This window comes from Asticcacaulis sp. (genome assembly GCF_047605585.1).
In the GTDB taxonomy this organism is placed as follows: Bacteria; Pseudomonadota; Alphaproteobacteria; order Caulobacterales; family Caulobacteraceae; genus Asticcacaulis.
The window spans coordinates 415,858-433,700 of record NZ_JASGFK010000003.1 but is presented as its reverse complement, the minus strand read 5'-3'; the positions used below and the strand labels follow the sequence as shown (position 1 = coordinate 433,700).

The following is a 17,843-nucleotide window of genomic DNA, read 5'->3' as shown; positions in this document are numbered from 1 at the left end:
GGGTGGTAACCGATTTGGGATTTCCCTCCGAAAAGCGAAAAGCGCATAGCTGAGTTCGTTAAAAAGACCGCGGACAAGCGGCGATACGGAGGATGCCGTCGGATGGCCCGTGCAGGCGCCGACTCAGGTTGGATATGGTTTAATGGCTGATTTTTCCACGCGCGGTTCGGTTTCGGTCGCGCCCTATGTCACGGTCGGCAAGGACGCCGCCGCCATCGAGTCCGGTCTTGGCTGGTTGCCACAGCAGGCGCTGGTGGTCGCTATCTGCTTCCTGCTCAACATGCTCGATGGCATGGATGTGCTGATCCTGTCCTATATTGCCCCCACACTTTCGAAAGACTGGGGCGTGACGCCCGATCGTCTCGGCGTCCTTTTCAGCGCCGGCCTGGCCGGGATGGCGGTGGGCGGCCTGTTTATTGCCCCCCTTGCCGATCGCTGGGGCCGCCGCTACCTGATCCTGTTCTCCATTGCCCTGATGAGCGTGGCCACCCTGGCCTCCAGCTTCGCGGGCGACATCACGCATCTGATTGGTTTGCGCTTCCTGGTCGGCATCGGTATTGGCACGGTGCTGGCCTCGATGGCGGCCCTGACCGCCGAATATGCCCCGCCGCGTCATCGCGTCTTTGCCGTAAGTTTCCTGCAGGCCGGCTATCCCGTCGGTGCGGTTCTGACCGGGTTCCTGGTCGCGCATCATATCGAGGCCCTGGGCTGGCGCGGTATGCTTTTCTGGGCCGGGATCGCCTCGGCTGTCACCGTGCCACTGATCTTCTTTTGCCTGCCCGAGTCGCTTGAGTTCCTCATCAAGCGGCAACCAAAGGGGGCGCTGACCAAAATCAATGCCTTGCGCAGGCGCTTTGGCGAGCTCCCTCTGGAAATCCTGCCGGAAACGGTGGTCGCAACGAAAAATGAGGTCGGGGTGCGCGGCCTGTTTGCCGACGGGCGCGGCCTGCCGACCGTATTGATCTGGCTGGCCATCTCCCTGTGCTTCATGACGCTCTACTTCGTCATCAGCTGGATTCCCAAGTTGTCGATCCAGGCGGGTCTGGCCACGTCAGACGCCATCTATGCCGGGGCCGCCTATAATGTCGGGGCTTTTGTCGGCATGACCTCGATCGGCATGTTCCCGGCAAAGGTGGACCTGCGCAAGCTGATCCTCGCCTATCTGCTGGCCGGGGCCGCCGCCCTGATCGTCTTTGGTTCCGTCCATATGCCGGTCAGCGGCACCCTGTTCGTCGCCTTCCTGATCGGCGTGACGGTACAGGGCGGTTTCAACGGCTTCTATCCCTTTGCCGCTACGCTTTATCCCGCCGCCGTGCGCTCTACCGGCATCGGCTGGGCCATGGGTATCGGCCGCATCGGCGCCGTGCTGGGCCCCATGCTCGGCGGCTGGCTGCTGGCCGCCAAACTGCCCCTGCCGGTGATCTTCGCCGTCTTCGCGGTGCCCATGGTGCTGGCCGGCCTGTGCGCCGTACTCAATCCGGCCCGCCCGCAGGTCACGGAGATCGCTCCGGCAGTGATGGAGGCCAGCGAAGATCCAGCTGCCCTGCCCCACTCCGTTCTGGCCGGACTGATCGGTCGCGGCATCACTGGCTCGCGCAGCCCGCGCATGCAGGAGTATGAAGCCCGCGCGCAGGGCATCGGCATGGTCTACCGCACGATCGACCTCGGCCATCGTGGTGATTTTCGCCGTAATGGCGGTGACAAAGCCGATATCGGCGACGTGCTGACCGGACTGGAACGCGCCGGTTTCGATGGGGTCAATGTCGCGCGCCATTACCGTCAATCGGTTATTCCCCACCTGCAGGACCTCGATGCCTGCGCGCAGCGGCTGGGGGCGGTTAATACGATCCTGTTCCGCAATGGTCGCAGGATCGGCCGCAATACCGACGCCGATAGCTTTATCGCCAGCTTCAAGGCCGGCCTGCCGGGCGCCGATCTGTCGCATGTGGTCATCCTTGGCGCCGGCAGCGTCGGCACCGCGGTCGCCTCGGCCCTGCTCGACATGGGCGCCAGGCGCCTGACAATCGTCGATCCGGATGCGGCCTGCGTCGCGGCACTGGCCACACGGCTGGACACGCCAGCCATCGACACCCAGCCCCTCGCCGAGGCCCTTGTGACCGCCACAGGCCTGGTCCAGTGCTCGCCGGCGGGCATGGAGCACCAGCCCGCCCTGCCGATGGACCCGGCACTCCTGCGTCCTGAAATGTGGGTCAATGAGCTGGTCTATTTTCCGCTCGAAACGGCATTTCTCAAGGCGGCGCGCGCCAGGGGCTGCCGGACACTCGGCGGCGGCGGCATGGCCATCCAGCGGGCCGCAATCTCCTTTTCCCTGTTTACCGGCCACGAGGCCAACCTGTCGCGCCTGGCCTCGGGCTTTGCTCTGAAAGCCTGACAAAAGCATAATCCGGAGGACATAATGAAAACGACCATTTCCCTGTTGGCTCTGGCCTTGCTGGCTTCGGCCCCGATCATGGCCAGCCCGGCTATCGCCCAAACCGCTCCGTCCGCCGCTCCTGCGGTCAAAGCCTTCACCGTCAAGGGCCTGACTATCGGCGAAGGCCGCCCCAAGACCATCGTGCCCCTCACGGGCAAGACGGCTGCGGCCGATCTCGAACAGGTGGCGCGCATCGCCGCCAATCCAGCGGCCGATGTCATCGAATTCCGTATCGACTATCTCGATATCGCGACCAGCGCGCCAGACCTGATCACGCTCGGCCGGCAGGTTGCGGCGGCATCGGGCAACAAACCGATCATCCTGACCTTCCGCACCAAGGCCGAAGGCGGCGCCACGGCCATCAGCGATACCGATTACGGCGCTCTGATGGACAAGCTGATCGAGGCCCGTTTTGCCGACATGGTCGATGTCGAAATGTTCCGCGATGAGGCCGTTGTCAGGGCCATTGTGGCGAAAGCCCATGCCGCCGGCCAGAAGGTCGTCATGTCAAACCACGATTTCGGCGGCACACCTGATACTGCCGAACTGGTCAGCCGCCTGCGCCGGCAGGACGCGCTGGGCGCCGATGTGCTGAAGATCGCCGTCATGCCGCATGACGCCGGAGATGTGCTGAAACTGCTCGATGCCACCTGGCAGATGCGCAGCACCTATACCGACAAGCCACTGCTCACCATGTCGATGGGCGGCACCGGCGTCATCACGCGTCTGAGCGGCGAAACCTTCGGCTCGGCCATGACCTTCGGCATGATGGGCACTGCCTCGGCGCCTGGCCAGATCGATGTCGGCCAGTTACAGCAGACGCTCGATATTCTTCATTCCGCCACCGTCAAGAAGTAGGGCCCATGTCGCGTTCCATACTGACTATCGCCCTGGTGCTCAGTGCCACGGCTGGCCTGGCGCTTGCCGACAACGCCCATGCGGATAACACCTATGAGGGCAAGACCCTGTTCGGCGACATGGGTGGACTGCGTACCGACTGGGCCGCCAAGGGTATTACCCTGCGTGGCGATCTCGTGGTCGAGGGCCTGGGTGTCACTGAAGGTGGTTATGAGAACGGCTTCCGCACGGCCGAGCAGATCCGCATCGGCGTCGATTTCGATATGAAAAAGCTGGCCGGCTGGAGCGGTGGCGCCTTCCACTTCACACTCAATGACCGGCGCGGCGAAAGCACATCGGCCGATCTGGTCGGCAACCGCTTTCCCATACAGGAAGCCTATGGCGGACTTTATGCCCGCATTACCGAGATGAGCTACGATCAGAGCTTTTTCGATGGCAAAACCTATGTGAAGGCCGGTTTTTACGCCATGGGCAATGGTTATGCCGTCCAAACCCTGGGCACCAATTTCGTCAACGCCGCTTTCTGCGCCCATCCCCTGTCGCTTTCCGGCGATTCCGGCTGGTATAATTACCCCAATGCCCGTTGGGGCCTTGAAGTGATGCAGAAATTGACGCCGGAAGTGTCCGTCCGCACCGGCGTGTTTCAGGTCAATCCGGAACTGGGCCAGCAGGGCAATGCCTTCAAGCCCTGGGCGGGCGATACCACTGGCCAGCTCTATCCGGTCGAGATCAACTGGACCCCCGGCAGCCAGACCAGCCATCCCGGCAATTACAAATTCGGCGGCTATTACGACACCTCGACCGCCAGCCGCCTGGGCCTGAGCGGTACACAGGAAGGCCGCTATGGCTACTGGTTCATGGGCGAGCAGAAGATTTTCGCCGAAAAGGCCAACCCGAAGCGGGGTCTGAGTGTCTTCGCGCAATACCTGACCCACGATCGCGCCACCTCGCAGATCTGGAACTGGTATGGGCTGGGCGCCGTCTATCAGGGCACTTTCAAGGGCCGCGACCAGGACAAGATCGCCCTGGGCTGGATCAGCGGCACCATCAACCCGCGCCTGATCGACCAGCAACGCGCCAGCCTGATTTCTGCCGGCGTGACGCTGGACGACGCGCGCTACAATCTGACCAAGGCCGAGACCGTGTGGGAGCTGTCCTACAGCTATCAGGTCAATCCGTGGCTGATGGTGCGGCCCGATGTGCAATATGTCGTCAATCCCGGTACCTTCAACTTCAAGCAAACACCGGACGCCACCGTGATCGGCCTCCAGACCAAGGTCACATTCTGAAAAATTTCAGGCTGATAAAAGCGTTTTAGGGAGCAAACATGAAAACCCTGCTGATCACCACGGCTCTTGCCGTATTCGCCATGCCGGCTCTGGCGCAGTCACCGGCCTTCGCCCCGAAGACGACGCTGGCAGTGACCAGCGCCGCCGATGACGGCTCGGCCGGTACGCTGCGCTGGGCGATCGAACAGAACAACCTCAATCCCGGCCAGTATCGCATAGCCCTCTCTTCCGGGCTGGGCGTGATCAAACCGGGCCACGAACTGCCGCCGATCCTGGGCCCCGTGATCATCGAAGGCACGGATTATGCGAAGACCGGCGCCTATGCGGTCATCGACGGTTCGGCCTATGTCATCGGCGATGGCGCCAGGGCCTGTCCGGGGGCTGTGCCGGGACAGTACGGCACCAATGTCCGCACTACCACCAATCCCGGCCTCATCCTGCGCGATACCCATGGCGTGGAAATACACGGCATCGAGGTGCGCAACTTCTGTATCGGCATCCTGATCAACCGCGCCAGCGACAACGACATTTCCGATAACCGCATCGTCGGCAACAAGGGCGGTGCCGGCATCATGCTGACCGGTGACGACGGCAAGGGCAATTCAACCGCCACGACGACCAATCACAACAAGATCCTGCGCAACACCTTCCTCAACAACGGCGATGCCATGGAAGCGACGCGCGGCGCCGCCTTCAACCTGATCGCCGACAATATCGTCACTTCGGACGCATCCAATGCCGAGCCTTCGCAAGGGCTGGAAATCCTGTGGGGCAATGACAACATCGTGGTGCGCAACCACTTCGAAGGTTTGTCGGATGGCGTCCAGCTCAACTGGGGCAACCGCAACTATATCGGCGCCAATTACTTTACCAACCTGTCCTCAGCCGTGACGCTCAGCGGGACGGATAATATCGTCGACGGCAATATCATGACCGGCAATCGCGTCGCCGTTTCGGTACGCCCGCAGGTGCCGGCCAATGCGGACGGCACACCGGCGCGAAACCGGGTGAGCGGACCGGCGGTCAACCTGATCACAGCCAATTCCATGTATGCCAATGGCAAGGATATCAAACGCTGCTTTGCCGGCGGCGCCTGCCTGCCCGACCAGAAAGGCGCTATCGTGCTCGGTGTGCCGGGACTGGAACACGCGAGCTTTATCGGCAATCGCGGCGGCGGCGTCGAGAGTGATCCGTCCAAGCTTGAACAGATTTGCAGCGCCACGATCACTGAAAACTGCGAGGCTATGCCCAATCACAACCTGAAAGCACCGACCCTCACAGCCGTCAGTCGCATCAAGGGTGAAGTCGCTGTTTCAGGAACGGTTACGGGACCGGCAGACAGCCTCGCCCGCGTCGAATTGTTCGGGAACGCGACAAAAGGCGAGGACGAGGCTGAGACCTATCTGGGTTTCGTCATGGTTCCTCTGGATAGCCAAGGCCAGGGTACCTTTGTGTTCAGGAACGCATCACCATCGGCACGCAAGGCCCTGACCTTCACCGCGACCCTGACCTCATCGGATCGGGCCACGTCGCCCTTAAGCCGCCCCGCCACCTGATGCGGGCTCGTGGCAACAGCAGCTATCCTGTCAGACAAGCCGCGGCGGGGCGGTAGCCCCGCCGCGGATATGGCTTAGTTCAACTGCACGACGACAACGGACTTAGACGGGATGTCGAGGGTCAATTGATTGCCCTTGATCTTTCCGCCTTTGTAATCGACGGGGGCGACTGCGGCCTTTACGCCCGGCAGATTGGCGGCGTCCATCTTGTCGGCCGTTAGCACCTGACCGCCGACCTTGGTCACCTTCAGACCGCTGACATCGACCGACAGGACGATATTATCGGCCGGGTCCATATTGGCGATACCGATATAGACGTGACCATCCTTGCCGCGCGCCGCCGAGGCGTTGAACGCCGGAATGGTGTTGCCGCCGGCGCTGTATTGCGGCGCCGTGAAGGTCAAAGGCAGGGCCGTGGCGTCCTGGAAGGGCACGTACATCTTGAAGGCGTAATAGGTCGGCGTCAGTTCGATCTTGTCCTTGTCGGTCAGGATCATGGCCTGGAGGACGTTGATCGTCTGGGCGATGCTCGTCATCTTCACGCGGTCGACATGGTGATGGAAGATGTTGAAATTGGCCGCGGCCACTACGGCGTCACGCAGGGTGTTCTTCTGGTACAGGAAGCCGGGGTTAGTCCCCTTCTCCACATCGTACCAGGTGCCCCATTCATCGACGAACAGGCCGACGCGCTTTTGCGGGTCGTACTTGTCCATGATCGCTTCGTGCTTGCTGATGATCTCCTCCATCTTCAGCGTGCGCGAGAAGGTGCTGACCCACTGGTCGGTGCCGAAGCCGGTCGCCGCGCCCTTGGAGCTGTTCCAGTCACCGGTCGGCAGGGTGTAGTAGTGCAGGGAAATGCCATCCATATCCCCACCGGCGACCTTCATCAGGGTGTCGGTCCATTCATAGTGCTCGGCATTGGCGCCGGAGGCAATCTTCAGGCCCTGATTGGTGTCGCTCTTGTGGAAGAAGGCCTGGAAGCGGCGATACTCGTCGGCATAATATTCCGGACGCATCTTGCCGCCGCAGCCCCAGCTTTCATTGCCGATACCCCAGAAGGCGACCTTCCACGGCGCATCGCGGCCGTTCTTGCGGCGCTCATTGGCCAGGGTGTCGGTGCCGGGCGAGGTCATATATTCGACCCATTCGCGCATGTCTTTCGGCGAAGAGGAACCGACATTGACCGAGATATAGGCTTCCGAGCCGATCTGGTCGATGAAGTCCATGAACTCATGCGTGCCGAACTGGTTGGTTTCCGGCGCATCGCCCCACCAGTTGTTCTTGCGCACCGGACGCTGATCGCGGGGGCCGATGCCGTCGCGCCAGTCGTATTCATCGGCGAAGCAGCCGCCCGGCCAGCGCACAACCGGCACGTGGAGATCCTTCAGCGCCGCCACCACGTCGCTGCGGATCCCGCGGACATTGGGGATCTTCGAGTCCGGCCCGACCCAGATACCGTCATAGATGCCGCCGCCGAGATGTTCGGAAAACTGGCCATAGATATAGCGGCTGATCGTGCCGCCATTTTCGTCAGCTTTCAGCGCTGCATCGGCGCGCAGGGTATCGGCATTGGCGATCTGGAAGGCGCCGGATGTCAAGGCCATCGCCAGACAGGCCGTGGACACTAAGGATTTGATTTTCATATAACATTTCCTCTATTTATATTATAGTCTGACAATTTAGTTCAAACTCATAATATGTGCAATTGGTTATCCAGTTTGTTGGCGATTAATTGCAGAACGCCCATCCCCTTATCGAGGGGCGGCGCATTATTTTCATACAAATGATTTTATAATCAGTGCGTTATAAAACATTTGCAACAGATACAGCCTTAAATCTGGCTGACCTGACTTATTAAAAAGAAGCGTCCCTTGCCAGACAATGGCAAGGGACGCCAAGGGCCGATCATCCCAGAAACCCACCCGGCCGAAACCGGAGGGGTAAACGCTTCCGACAGGACAATCGGCGGCAGTCTCGTAAATATGTTCGGGCGCAGCGCATCACTGCTGGCTCAATTCCGCGACCACATCATAAGCATCGCCGCGATAATAGGAGTGGCTCAGTTCGCAGGTCCGGCCATCGGCCAGGAAACCGCGCCGTTCGATGAACAGCCCGGCCTCGCCCGGCGCCACGGCCAGCTTTTCCGCCTGCTCCACCGCCAGCGATACGGCGCGCAGGCGCTGCAAGGCGCGCACGGGGCGATGTCCGGTCAGGTCAAGGGCGGCATAGAGCGAGGTGGTGATCAATCCCAGCGGCGGCAGGCAGAAGGCGGGAATGGTGGTGTATTCCAACGCCATAAGCGTATTATCGGCATAACGCAGGCGCACGAACCGGCAGACTTCCGAACCGGGCGACAGGCCCAGAGACAGCGCTTCTTCCGGCGTGACGGTGCCACGGCTCTTGCTCAGCCATTCGGAACGCGGTGTGCTGCCACGCGTCAGCATATCCTCGGTGAAGGAGGACAGTTTGGCGAAATTCTTCTCAAGTCGGCGTATAACGAAGGTGCCCGCGCCGCGACGGCGAGCGATCAAGCCTTCGGCGGCCAATCCTTCGATCGCCTTGCGCACCGTGATCCGCGCGATGTCGAAGTCCTCGGCGATCTGCCGTTCAGCCGGCAAGGCGTCATTGACGGCCAGAGCGCCGGTTTGGATGGCACGGCGCAGGCTGTTCTGTAGCTGGACATACAGGGGCGCAGGATCGCTCTCTGCCAGTTCCCCCAACATGACCCGCAAGGACAGCCGGCCTTTCAACTCCGCAGGATCGACCGACCGGTTCATCTGTTAAGTCCGTTATCGGCGCCATGGGCCAGCAGTAACGCCCCTTCGACCGCGTCCTGCTCGGCCGGCGTCAGCAGGCTTCTGGCCTCTTCGCCCAGCCAGGGCAGGATCGGGTCGGCCAGACCGCCGACCAGGGCGATGCGCGACGCCCCGATATCGCGCAGGCGGGCAATATAGCGGCCGATATCATTGGCGACATCACGCACAAGCCCGGTGGCGATCGCATCTCCGCCTTCCGCGGCTTCCATGATCATGGGCGCGAGCGTGCCGAAATCGCTGGGCGTGGCCGTGGTGACGAAGGCGATCACGTCCGCCGGATTGCCGCCGAAGGAGGCAATGACATCGCGCGTAAAGGCGCTGGACGGCGCGATCTGGTCATGACCGCGCAGGGCCGCCCGCAGCGCCGCGCGCCCAAGCCCAGCGGCGGAACCGTCATCCCCCACCTCGAAACCCCAGCCGCCGACGGCATGGCCGACGCCGCCCACGAAAGCGTAGCCGGCGCTGCCCGTGCCGGCGATCAATATGGCGCCATCACGGCCGGAAAAGGCGCCGAGACAAGCGGCGTGCGCGTCGCTGGCCGCGTGGATACTGCCGAATTCCGGGCCGGAATCGATGGTGACCTGAGCGTTCATTTCGGTGGTAATGCCGGCCAGCCCCATGCCGATATGAATATCGGGCAGATCGGCGCGGGACAGCTGCGCCTGGCCCAGTGCCTCATCGACGGCAACCATGATGTTCTGCCAGACCGTGACGAGGCCCAGACGGATATTGGACGCGCCGCCCAGGCCTTCGCCGAGCACCTTCCCGGCACGGTTTTTCAGACGTGCGCGGCATTTGGTGCCGCCGCCATCGATGCCGACATAATAAAGAGGGGTATTGGCTTGTAGCATGGTCGGAAACTCAGATCTTGATAATGATATTCTTGCGGTCGAGACCGAAGCCCAGGCCCCAGCAGACCAGCATATAGACGATGGCGCAGATCAGCGAACCGAGCGCGCCTGGAATAACAGCCTGGAACAGGTGAATGCCGATCCAGTCATAGAGCCCCTCCCCGTTCACCTTGATCAGCTGCAGCACGGTGACGAACAGCTCGGAGAACAGGTAGATGGCCAGCGGATTGCGTCCGAAGATTTCAAAGAATTTCGTGCCCTCTGTTCGCCCGGCAATCTCGACATAGCTGATCAGGCCACCCAGGATCACCAGATCGATGCCGATGGTCAGCAGCACGAAGGAACTGGTCCAGATGCGTTTGGCCAGCGGGAAGCCCAGGCTCCACAGCAGACCGGCGATGACGAACACGGCGCCGCCGATCAGCAGATTGCGCACCAGAAGCGGCTTGTTCTCGCTGCGGCTGATATAGCGCCCCGCCAGGAAGCCTGCGATGACATTGACGATGGCCGGCAGGGTGCTGAGCAGGCCTTCCGGATCATAGCCATGCCCCTTTCGATACATGTGGTTGATACCGAGCACCGCCTGATCGAACAGCGCGCCGGCATTGCCGAGCGGCGTCAGCTGCTGGCCGGGGACGCCGAACATCATCAGGATCGACCAATAGCCGACCAGCAGGAGTACGCACAGCGCGATCAGATATTTGACCGACAGGTAGCGGCAAGCAATGGCGGCAATGCCGAAGCACAGGGCGATGCGTTGCAGCACCCCCATGATGCGGGTCTCGCCGATCGGATTGAACGCCCAGCTGCCATCGGCCTGCTGGTGGGCGAACGGGAACCAGTACATCAGGTAGCCGAGCAGGAAGATGATCGCCGTGCGCTTCAGCACCTTCAGCAGATAGTCCTGATGGCTGACGCCGGACTTCATGGCGAAGCTCATGGCATTGCCGACCGCGAACAGGAAGGACGGGAAGACGGCGTCGGCCAGGGTGAAGCCGAACCATTTGGCGTGTTGCAGGGTGGCAAAAGGCTCCGCCCCGGCACCGGCCGTATTGACGACGATCATGACGCAGATGGTCAGGCCGCGGAAGACATCAAGCGATTTGTAGCGCGCCGGTTTCATCAGCAGGCCTCCAGCAGGGATTTGATATCGGCCAGCACATCGGCCGGCACATGGCGGCTATAGGCGGTATCGGCCTTCACCCAGTCATGTTCCCATTCGGTGATGGCGGCCGTGAAAGCGGCTTGGTCGAAGGACTTTTGCGCGACCACCGACTGGCGCAGCGCGGTCAGGAACTGCGTCCAGCGCGGCAGGTAGAAGTCGGCATAAAGCCCCTGCCAGGCCTTGGAGGCGTAGTCGTTGAGATTGCCCTTGCCGCCCCACACCGTAACCTGCGCCTTGGCGTTCTCGACATAGTAGGCGCTTTCCGCCGGTGTATCGCCATAGGCGCGGGCATCATCGATCCAGCTCGACAGGGTTTCCTGCTGCGCGCCCAAAAGCGCATCGACGCGCCGGGCCAGATCGCTCACGCGCGCCACAGTCGCATCTCCCCCGGTCAGATCACCAGCCTTGTACGCAGTGATCGCCGCCTGGATCGCCGCGTCGATCTCGAAACCGGCCAGATGGCGCGCGGCGTCGATGATATCGTTGCGGAACAGCTTCGAGCCGGTCAGGTCCGGCGCCACGGCGAGGAACTGTTCCAGAGCCTGTTTCAGCAGCAGCGGATTGCCCGGCAGGGGCGGGAATTCCGTCGCGTCGAGCGTCGGGCGCTTGAAGAACAGATAGGCCCCTGCCCGGCTCTTCCACCAGCGCGGCGTCCAGTAGCGCGTCTGGTAGACGGCGGTTTGCAGGTTGCCCCAGGCGACAAGCAGGACCGGCGAGGTCTGGCCGTAACGGGCGCGGGTATAGGTCTTCAACCAGTCGGCAGGCGCCACGTCTTCCCAGGCCAGATCGTAGAGATATTCGTAGACCACGCTATTGCTGTGCAGCCCTTCGGGGAAGACGCCGAAGCCTGTGAGATTGCGCGTCTTCTCGCTGGCCTTAATAGCTGCCAGGTCAGTGCTATAAAAATCGAGATCGCCGTAAACCGGGTTCGAACCGCCGTAATTATGGACATAGCCATAGATCCATGACTTGCCCTTGAAGGCATCGGCGCGCGTCCAGACATCGGGATAGCGGTCATTGCCGATATCGAGCACCATCAGCTTGTCATCTGGCACCCGGCTCAGGAAGGCGCCGATGGCGTCGCTCGACCAGAAATCACGGTCGGCGCCGAACAGCCACCCCTGCATCACCCACACGGCATCGGGCCGCGCCTGACGGATCGACTGGTAGATGGCCGCGCCGTAATCGGCCAGGCGTGCCGCCTTCACCGTCGGATCGACTGCCTCCGCCGCCTTGGCATTGGCCGTGGCATCGCCATAGGTAGCCTTGGCCGCATCGGAGCCATCGGCGGCAATCGGCGGCAGCATCTCGTTGAACGAGTCGGCCAGATAGTACTGACCTTCGCCATAGGTCTCGGTATAGAGCGCGATAAAGCGGCCCGCCAGCCTGGCAAACAGCGGATCGGCCGGATCGAGCCAGTAGGTTTCGTGGAAGCCTTCCCAGGCACGCATTTTGTAGATGCGGGCGTCGGGATGTTTTTCGGCGAAGGCCTTGGGCACATAGCCGCCGAACGCCGGCAGGATCGGCGTCATGCCCAGTTCGCGCATCCGGCCAAGGATAAGCCGTTGCAGATCGCGCTTCTTGACGATCCACGCCTGCGGCACCGGTGCGTCATAGCCCTCGATATTGCCCATACGTTGCCAGGGCGTGAAGGCGGGGCCGGAGAAATAGGCGGCCAGTTCGGCGTCGCTCAGGCCGTTTTCGCGCCACAGCGCCTGCCAGACGAATTCCTGGCCTTCCATGGCCAGCGGCATATCGATGCCGTGCAGGGCCATCCAGTCGATCTCGCGCTCCCAGCGCGGCCAGCCCCACCACGGCGTGGTGTAACCGAAGGTGCAGGTATTCATATAGACGCGGTGGCGGAACGGCGTTTCGACCCTTTGCCCGGCAGCGGCCGGCCACTGATCCGGCAACGCAATGCGGTCGCCTTCCCAGCTGATATCGGCCAGGCCGTTCTGTTTCAGATAGCTGTAGACCCCGCGCGTTACCGCCACGGAATCGGACCCGCTTACGCTCAGTTTTCCGCCGCGCGCCGCCACGCTGTACCAGGGCGCTTCGCCGGAAGCCTTGGAGAGTTTAATCGTTATCGATTTCGCCGTCTTGCCGAGCAGCCGCGTCAGCACGCCCGTGGCGGGGGTCGCCTCACCGGCCTGCGCAATCCTTCCCGGGAGCATCGCCACACCGGCGAGTCCCAGAGACTGCAGAAGCGCCTGACGGCGCGAGAGCGGGTAAGACATAGGCGAAATCCCAAATTCGGAACTATAGAGAGAAAGTCCGGACAGTGTAATGGCACACATTACACTGTCCGGATATGACCCGCTGAGGGAAGCAGGGGGAGGAGAACTGGAGACCTCCCCCGCGGGTCATGCAGGCTCAGAAGACGGGGTTTAGATGGCGACCTGGCCCCGTCCCTCACCCTACATCTTATAAGTCAGGCCAATCTGATAGCTGGGCCCGAAGACGCCCGTTTCCTGCCAGATCGACTCGGAGTTCTTGTAGGCTTCTTCTTTCTTATTGAAGATGTTCTGGCCGGTGACGGTCAGGCTGACATGCGGATTGAAGGTGTAACCGAACGAGAAATCGACCTGGGTGCCGCCCTTAATGGTATGGCCTTCACGGGCGAAGAAACTGTCGACGCTCGTCTGCTCGTAGGAGCTGCGATAGTTGGCCGATATACGGGCACTGATCTTCTCGTTTTCCCAGTAACCCGTGAGGTTACCGGAATTCTTGGAGAGGTTGCGCAGCGAGAACCCGTCGTCTGTATATTGCGGATCGACGTAGGTATAGTTAGCCTGGACACCAAAGCCCTTGATCGGCAGCACGAAGTCGAGGGAGGACTGCCAGTTGATTTCGGCACCGCGCAGCTTGACGACGGAGGCGTCGTTCTTGGTGACATTGATCTGGTAGATCTTGTCGTTGGTGCCTATACAGTCGTTGGTCGTGGCATCGAGCGACAGGCTTACGCCATCCCAGGTCGCCGGGCAGACCAGCTGCGTATAGGTGCCGTTCTTCACGTCCTTGGCGAAGGCGCCGAAGCTGAAGCCGGCATTGCGGCTGTAGTACCATTCGAGACCGATATCGAGGTTCATGGCGGTCATCGGCTTCAGGGTCGGGCTGCCCTGATCGACATAGACCGTCGTGATGCCGCTGGTGTCGGTCGCAGAATATTGCGAGGTGTTGAGGCGCGAGCTGGAGTCGAGGATCGGGCGCACCAGAGTCTTGGCGGCCGCCAGACGCAGGACCAGGGTATCGGTCAGATCGAAGGCGATGTTGGCGCTGGGCAGCGCGTTGTTGTATTTCATCGTGGTGGTTTCAGTACCCAGAAGCCCCTGGATATCGCAATCGCAGCCATCCGTGATGTTGGCCGTCACGCTCTGCGACGTAGCCTCGTAACGGACACCCGCATTGGCGCGATAAGGAATGGTGCCGAGATTGCCGGCAAAATCCGCCATGACGTAGGCCGAACTGATATTGCGCGCCATCGAATAGGAATCCTGCGGGTTATACAGGGTCTCCACCGTGACACCGGCCGCTGCCAGGGCCGCCTTATAGGCCGCGATATCCGGCGTGTACCAGCTGGTCACGCCCGAAACGCCGCCATTCAGGAAGTCGGTGACAATGGGCGAACTCGATGTGACCGTCGGCACATATTGCAGATTGTCATCGAAATAGTCGCGACGCGTCACATAGCGCATGAAGGTTTCACGCTTGGCCTTGATGCCGAATTTCAGGTCTTTCCAGACACCGATATTGGCATCCCACTTCAGGTCAACCTGGGCGGAGGTCGAGTCCGTAACCTGGTGGTTCTGCGCGCCGTTCGGATAGCTCGACCAGGTGATATTCGAGCTCTCGTACTGGTCCGTGCTGGCCGGATCGCCCGAGACAGTGAACTTGATATTGTCCGGATCGCTGATGTCGAGCGTGCCGGAGGCTTCACCATAGCCGGTGATCGCTGCTTCTTCGGTCAGGTAACCATCACCCTTGGTGTAGTGCGCGGTGGCGTTCAGGGTCCAGTCCGGTGCGATATTCCACTTGGCATAGGCAGTATAGGCCTGGGTGGAGAGGTCGCGCGTTTCCAGCTGGCGGTTGTTGTCGTAGCCGAAATTGGTCAGGTTCACGACCGTGGCGACGCCGTTCTCAACCGTCACCGGCGTGATCGAGCTTTGCGAGAAATTGCCGAAGACAAGCTGGGTCACGTCATACTTGGTGGCGTCCTTGGAATAGACACCGGCCAGGCCGAGCTTCAGATTATCGGAGGCCTTGTATTCGACGCCGAGGTTGAACTGCGTGCGATCGGAAGTCCGGTCGATGCGGCGGTAACGAAAGCGGCGCGGCACCAGAGTGCCGGCCGGCGTGGCGGTGCCGCCATTATATTCACCGTCAGTACCGGCCGAGGTGTACCAGCGATCCATGAAGAGGTAATCGGCGCGGTCGTCCAGTTCCTGATAGTTGGCGCCGGCATAGATGCCCAGCTTCCCACCAAAATACTGGTTGGCGTAGGTGATGCCGACGGCGGGATTGACGCCGGCATCGGCCAGTGTGGATTCCTGTGCCTTGGCGGTGACGATCAGCTTTTCGCCCTTGATATCGAGCGGTTTGGCCGTGCTGATATCGATGGTGCCGGCCAGACCGCCCATGTCCATGTCGGCGGTCGGCGACTTGTAGACGTTCACGGCGCTGGCCAGTTCCGTCTGGATGATGTCGAAGCGGAAGCCATCGATAAAGTTCGGATTAGCGAAGTCCTGACCGTTGATGGTCACCTTGGCGTATTGCGGACCGAGGCCACGAACGCTGATCGTGGCGCCGCGACCGTTGACGTTCTGGATTTGCACACCCGGAATACGCTGGATGGCTTCGGCGATGTTATCGCTGGGAAACTTGCCCAGGTCTTCGGCGGAAATGCCGTCCGATACACGGATATCCCGGCGCTTGGTCTGAAGCGCGGTCGCCAGCGACTTGCGGAAACCGGTTACCACCACTTCCGTGGCGGCGTCGCTGGAGGCGGCGGGGGCGGCAACTTCCTGCGCCATCACCGAAGAAGCGGTAAGCAGGCCGGCCAGTGCGGTGCTTAGCAGTGCGTAGTCCTTGAACGTCATAGTCTATCCCCTTTTAGATTGAGCCTCGAACGGCGCCCCTTTCAGGTACGCAGGTGCTGATCCGTTCCAGACGTGACAAGTGTCGTGTTTCAGCCTTCAAACCAATTTGGCGGGAGACGATACCACTGGGATCGTATTGGAGCGCCAATTGTGAGTTTGAGACTATGGTCGACAAATTGGCCTGTCAATTTCAATATTGGCGTTATGACAATTTTTTATCAGCGATAAATAGTTTTTGACGCAATTATTTCGCGCTTCCGTGACATGAAAACATATTTTATCGTTACAAAACGGCATCTTATGATATTTTTTTCAAAAATATCGTACAATTTCCCACTGGAATATTGGTCGACCTCTGTGACAAATATGCTATATTTGTCGACCAGATGCGAGTTTTAGCTTCCTTAAATTGGCCCGCCAAATATATTGGCCAACCAATATAGCGTCAAAAAACCGAATGTGGACATAGGACCACAATTTCTATTTCAGAAGCGGACGCGCGCGTTCATGGCGAGAGCTTCCCCCCTCGCCTGACATCTTGCCGTTTTTTTCGGTATTTAGGCTTCAGTCCTGAGCTTGCGGCGAGATACGCCACGTCCCGATGCCTTTTCCGCAGGCTTTTCCATAGCTGCAAACCCTTCGGAGAGAGACTGCTTTACATTTTCAAGGTGCTGCCACATGGCCACATAGGCGGCATCACCATCGCGATTGCGGATTGCAGCGATAACCTGCGCATAATCGCGTACCCAACGGTCCCTGTTCTGAGTTTCATGCAATCTCACATTCGCCACTTTCCAGAACGGATCGCTGTCACGTCGCATCCAAAGCTGCCCCACGATTACGGTCAATTCCGTATTCTGAGTGGCCTTGGCGATGGCCAGGTGCAGATGCAGGATCAAACTCTCACGGGCATCAACAAAGCCCGCTCGACAATAGTCATCGTAAGCCTGCTGGATCAGGGCCAGGTCATCATCGGAAATCTGAGTGGCCGCAAGTCTCGCAATATGACTTTCAAGCCACTGCTGCGCCAGGATCAATTCAAACGGGCCACCGGATGGCAGGGCTTCCCAGGCAGGCTTCGCCCTGACCTCAGCCTTTTCTGCCGGATCTATTTCATAAGCCTTGCGCGTGATGTATATGCCGGAACCCTGGCGCGACTGGACCAGTCCCTTGACTTCCAACATGACCAGCGCGTCGCGAATCACGGCCCGGCCTACGCCGTAGACTTCTGCCAATTCCCGTTCGGTCGGCAACTTCCCGGAAACCCGAAACTCGCCGGTGCGAATGCGATCGAGCAGAGAATTACCAACGCTTTGATACGCCCGGACTTCCTTATCCGCTTCAGGTCTCAAGCCAAAATTGTCGTCTGAACCCGCCATTACTCTCGCCCCGTAAAAACGCCGCCGACTGCATTCTGAAGTTCTCCCGCCCCCATTTTAGCCCCCCCCGGAGCGGCAGTTGTATTTCAATTTAGCATTATAATGAAATTGGTTAAACAATTTTAAGCGCCGTAACATCGCATGAAAGGCACAAACAGCGGGGATTAATCATTAAACCCGCGCAAACCCTTATCACATAAGGGCTATCGAACAATTATGAAAGCTATGGGAAGGAAATGGCGGAGACGCAGGGATTCGAACCCTGGGTACCCTTTTGGGGGTACGCTCATTTAGCAAACGAGTGCCTTCAGCCTCTCGGCCACGTCTCCGTTACGGGTGAGTTAGCGTATTCGTTTTTAAAAGGCAACGCTGTTTCGGAAAATGTTGCACAGCTTTGCC

11 protein-coding genes and 1 tRNA gene are annotated in these 17,843 nt (G+C 60.3%); 4 read left to right on the top strand and 8 right to left on the bottom strand.

The genetic code is table 11. The features are described 5' to 3' along the window. Positions 1 to 142 precede the first annotated feature (142 nt). Genes QM647_RS11200 through QM647_RS11185 form a run of 4 tightly spaced genes read left to right on the top strand, consistent with a single transcriptional unit; the run spans position 143 to position 6,137 of the window. Entirely contained in the window at positions 143 to 2,392 is a 2,250-nt protein-coding gene (locus QM647_RS11200) for a shikimate dehydrogenase (RefSeq protein WP_414995596.1), read from the top strand. Between the two features lie 24 nt (positions 2,393 to 2,416). Continuing rightward, positions 2,417 to 3,292 (top strand): type I 3-dehydroquinate dehydratase, encoded by an 876-nt coding sequence (aroD, locus tag QM647_RS11195; protein ID WP_414995595.1) that lies wholly within the window; start codon positions 2,417 to 2,419, stop codon positions 3,290 to 3,292. A 5-nt stretch (positions 3,293 to 3,297) separates the two neighbouring features. Beyond that, entirely contained in the window at positions 3,298 to 4,581 is a 1,284-nt protein-coding gene (locus tag QM647_RS11190) for a carbohydrate porin (protein WP_414995594.1), read from the top strand. Between the two features lie 38 nt (positions 4,582 to 4,619). After that, positions 4,620 to 6,137 carry a NosD domain-containing protein gene (locus tag QM647_RS11185; protein ID WP_414995593.1) on the top strand — a complete coding sequence of 506 codons (1,518 nt, stop codon included), beginning with the start codon at positions 4,620 to 4,622 and terminating at the stop codon, positions 6,135 to 6,137. Between the two features lie 74 nt (positions 6,138 to 6,211). Here the strand turns inward: QM647_RS11185 and QM647_RS11180 are convergent, their stop codons facing one another. The 8 genes from QM647_RS11180 to QM647_RS11145 all read right to left on the bottom strand — a co-directional run bounded on the left by QM647_RS11180 (position 6,212) and on the right by QM647_RS11145 (position 17,773). Next, on the bottom strand, positions 6,212 to 7,780 hold the full coding sequence (locus QM647_RS11180) for an alpha-N-arabinofuranosidase (protein WP_414995592.1): 1,569 nt from the start codon (positions 7,778 to 7,780) through the stop codon (positions 6,212 to 6,214). 357 nt (positions 7,781 to 8,137) lie between these two features. Next, positions 8,138 to 8,875 carry a GntR family transcriptional regulator gene (locus tag QM647_RS11175; RefSeq protein ID WP_414995737.1) on the bottom strand — a complete coding sequence of 246 codons (738 nt, stop codon included), beginning with the start codon at positions 8,873 to 8,875 and terminating at the stop codon, positions 8,138 to 8,140. Positions 8,876 to 8,910: 35 nt separating this feature from the next. Beyond that, positions 8,911 to 9,804 (bottom strand): BadF/BadG/BcrA/BcrD ATPase family protein, encoded by an 894-nt coding sequence (locus tag QM647_RS11170; protein ID WP_414995591.1) that lies wholly within the window; start codon positions 9,802 to 9,804, stop codon positions 8,911 to 8,913. Positions 9,805 to 9,814: 10 nt separating this feature from the next. Continuing rightward, positions 9,815 to 10,927, bottom strand: coding sequence for an acyltransferase family protein (locus QM647_RS11165; RefSeq protein WP_414995590.1), 1,113 nt, complete (start codon positions 10,925 to 10,927; stop codon positions 9,815 to 9,817). Next, positions 10,927 to 13,206, bottom strand: a complete 2,280-nt coding sequence (locus QM647_RS11160; RefSeq protein ID WP_414995589.1) for an alpha-N-acetylglucosaminidase — start codon at positions 13,204 to 13,206, stop codon at positions 10,927 to 10,929. Before QM647_RS11160 ends, QM647_RS11165 begins: the two co-directional genes overlap by 1 nt. 180 nt (positions 13,207 to 13,386) lie before the next feature. Continuing rightward, positions 13,387 to 16,065: a TonB-dependent receptor gene (locus QM647_RS11155; RefSeq protein ID WP_414995588.1), complete on the bottom strand. Its 2,679-nt coding sequence runs from the start codon at positions 16,063 to 16,065 to the stop codon at positions 13,387 to 13,389. Between the two features lie 557 nt (positions 16,066 to 16,622). Then, entirely contained in the window at positions 16,623 to 17,444 is an 822-nt protein-coding gene (locus QM647_RS11150) for a GntR family transcriptional regulator (protein WP_414995587.1), read from the bottom strand. 237 nt (positions 17,445 to 17,681) lie between these two features. Further along, a tRNA-Ser gene (locus tag QM647_RS11145) sits at positions 17,682 to 17,773 on the bottom strand. Positions 17,774 to 17,843: the final 70 nt, after the last annotated feature.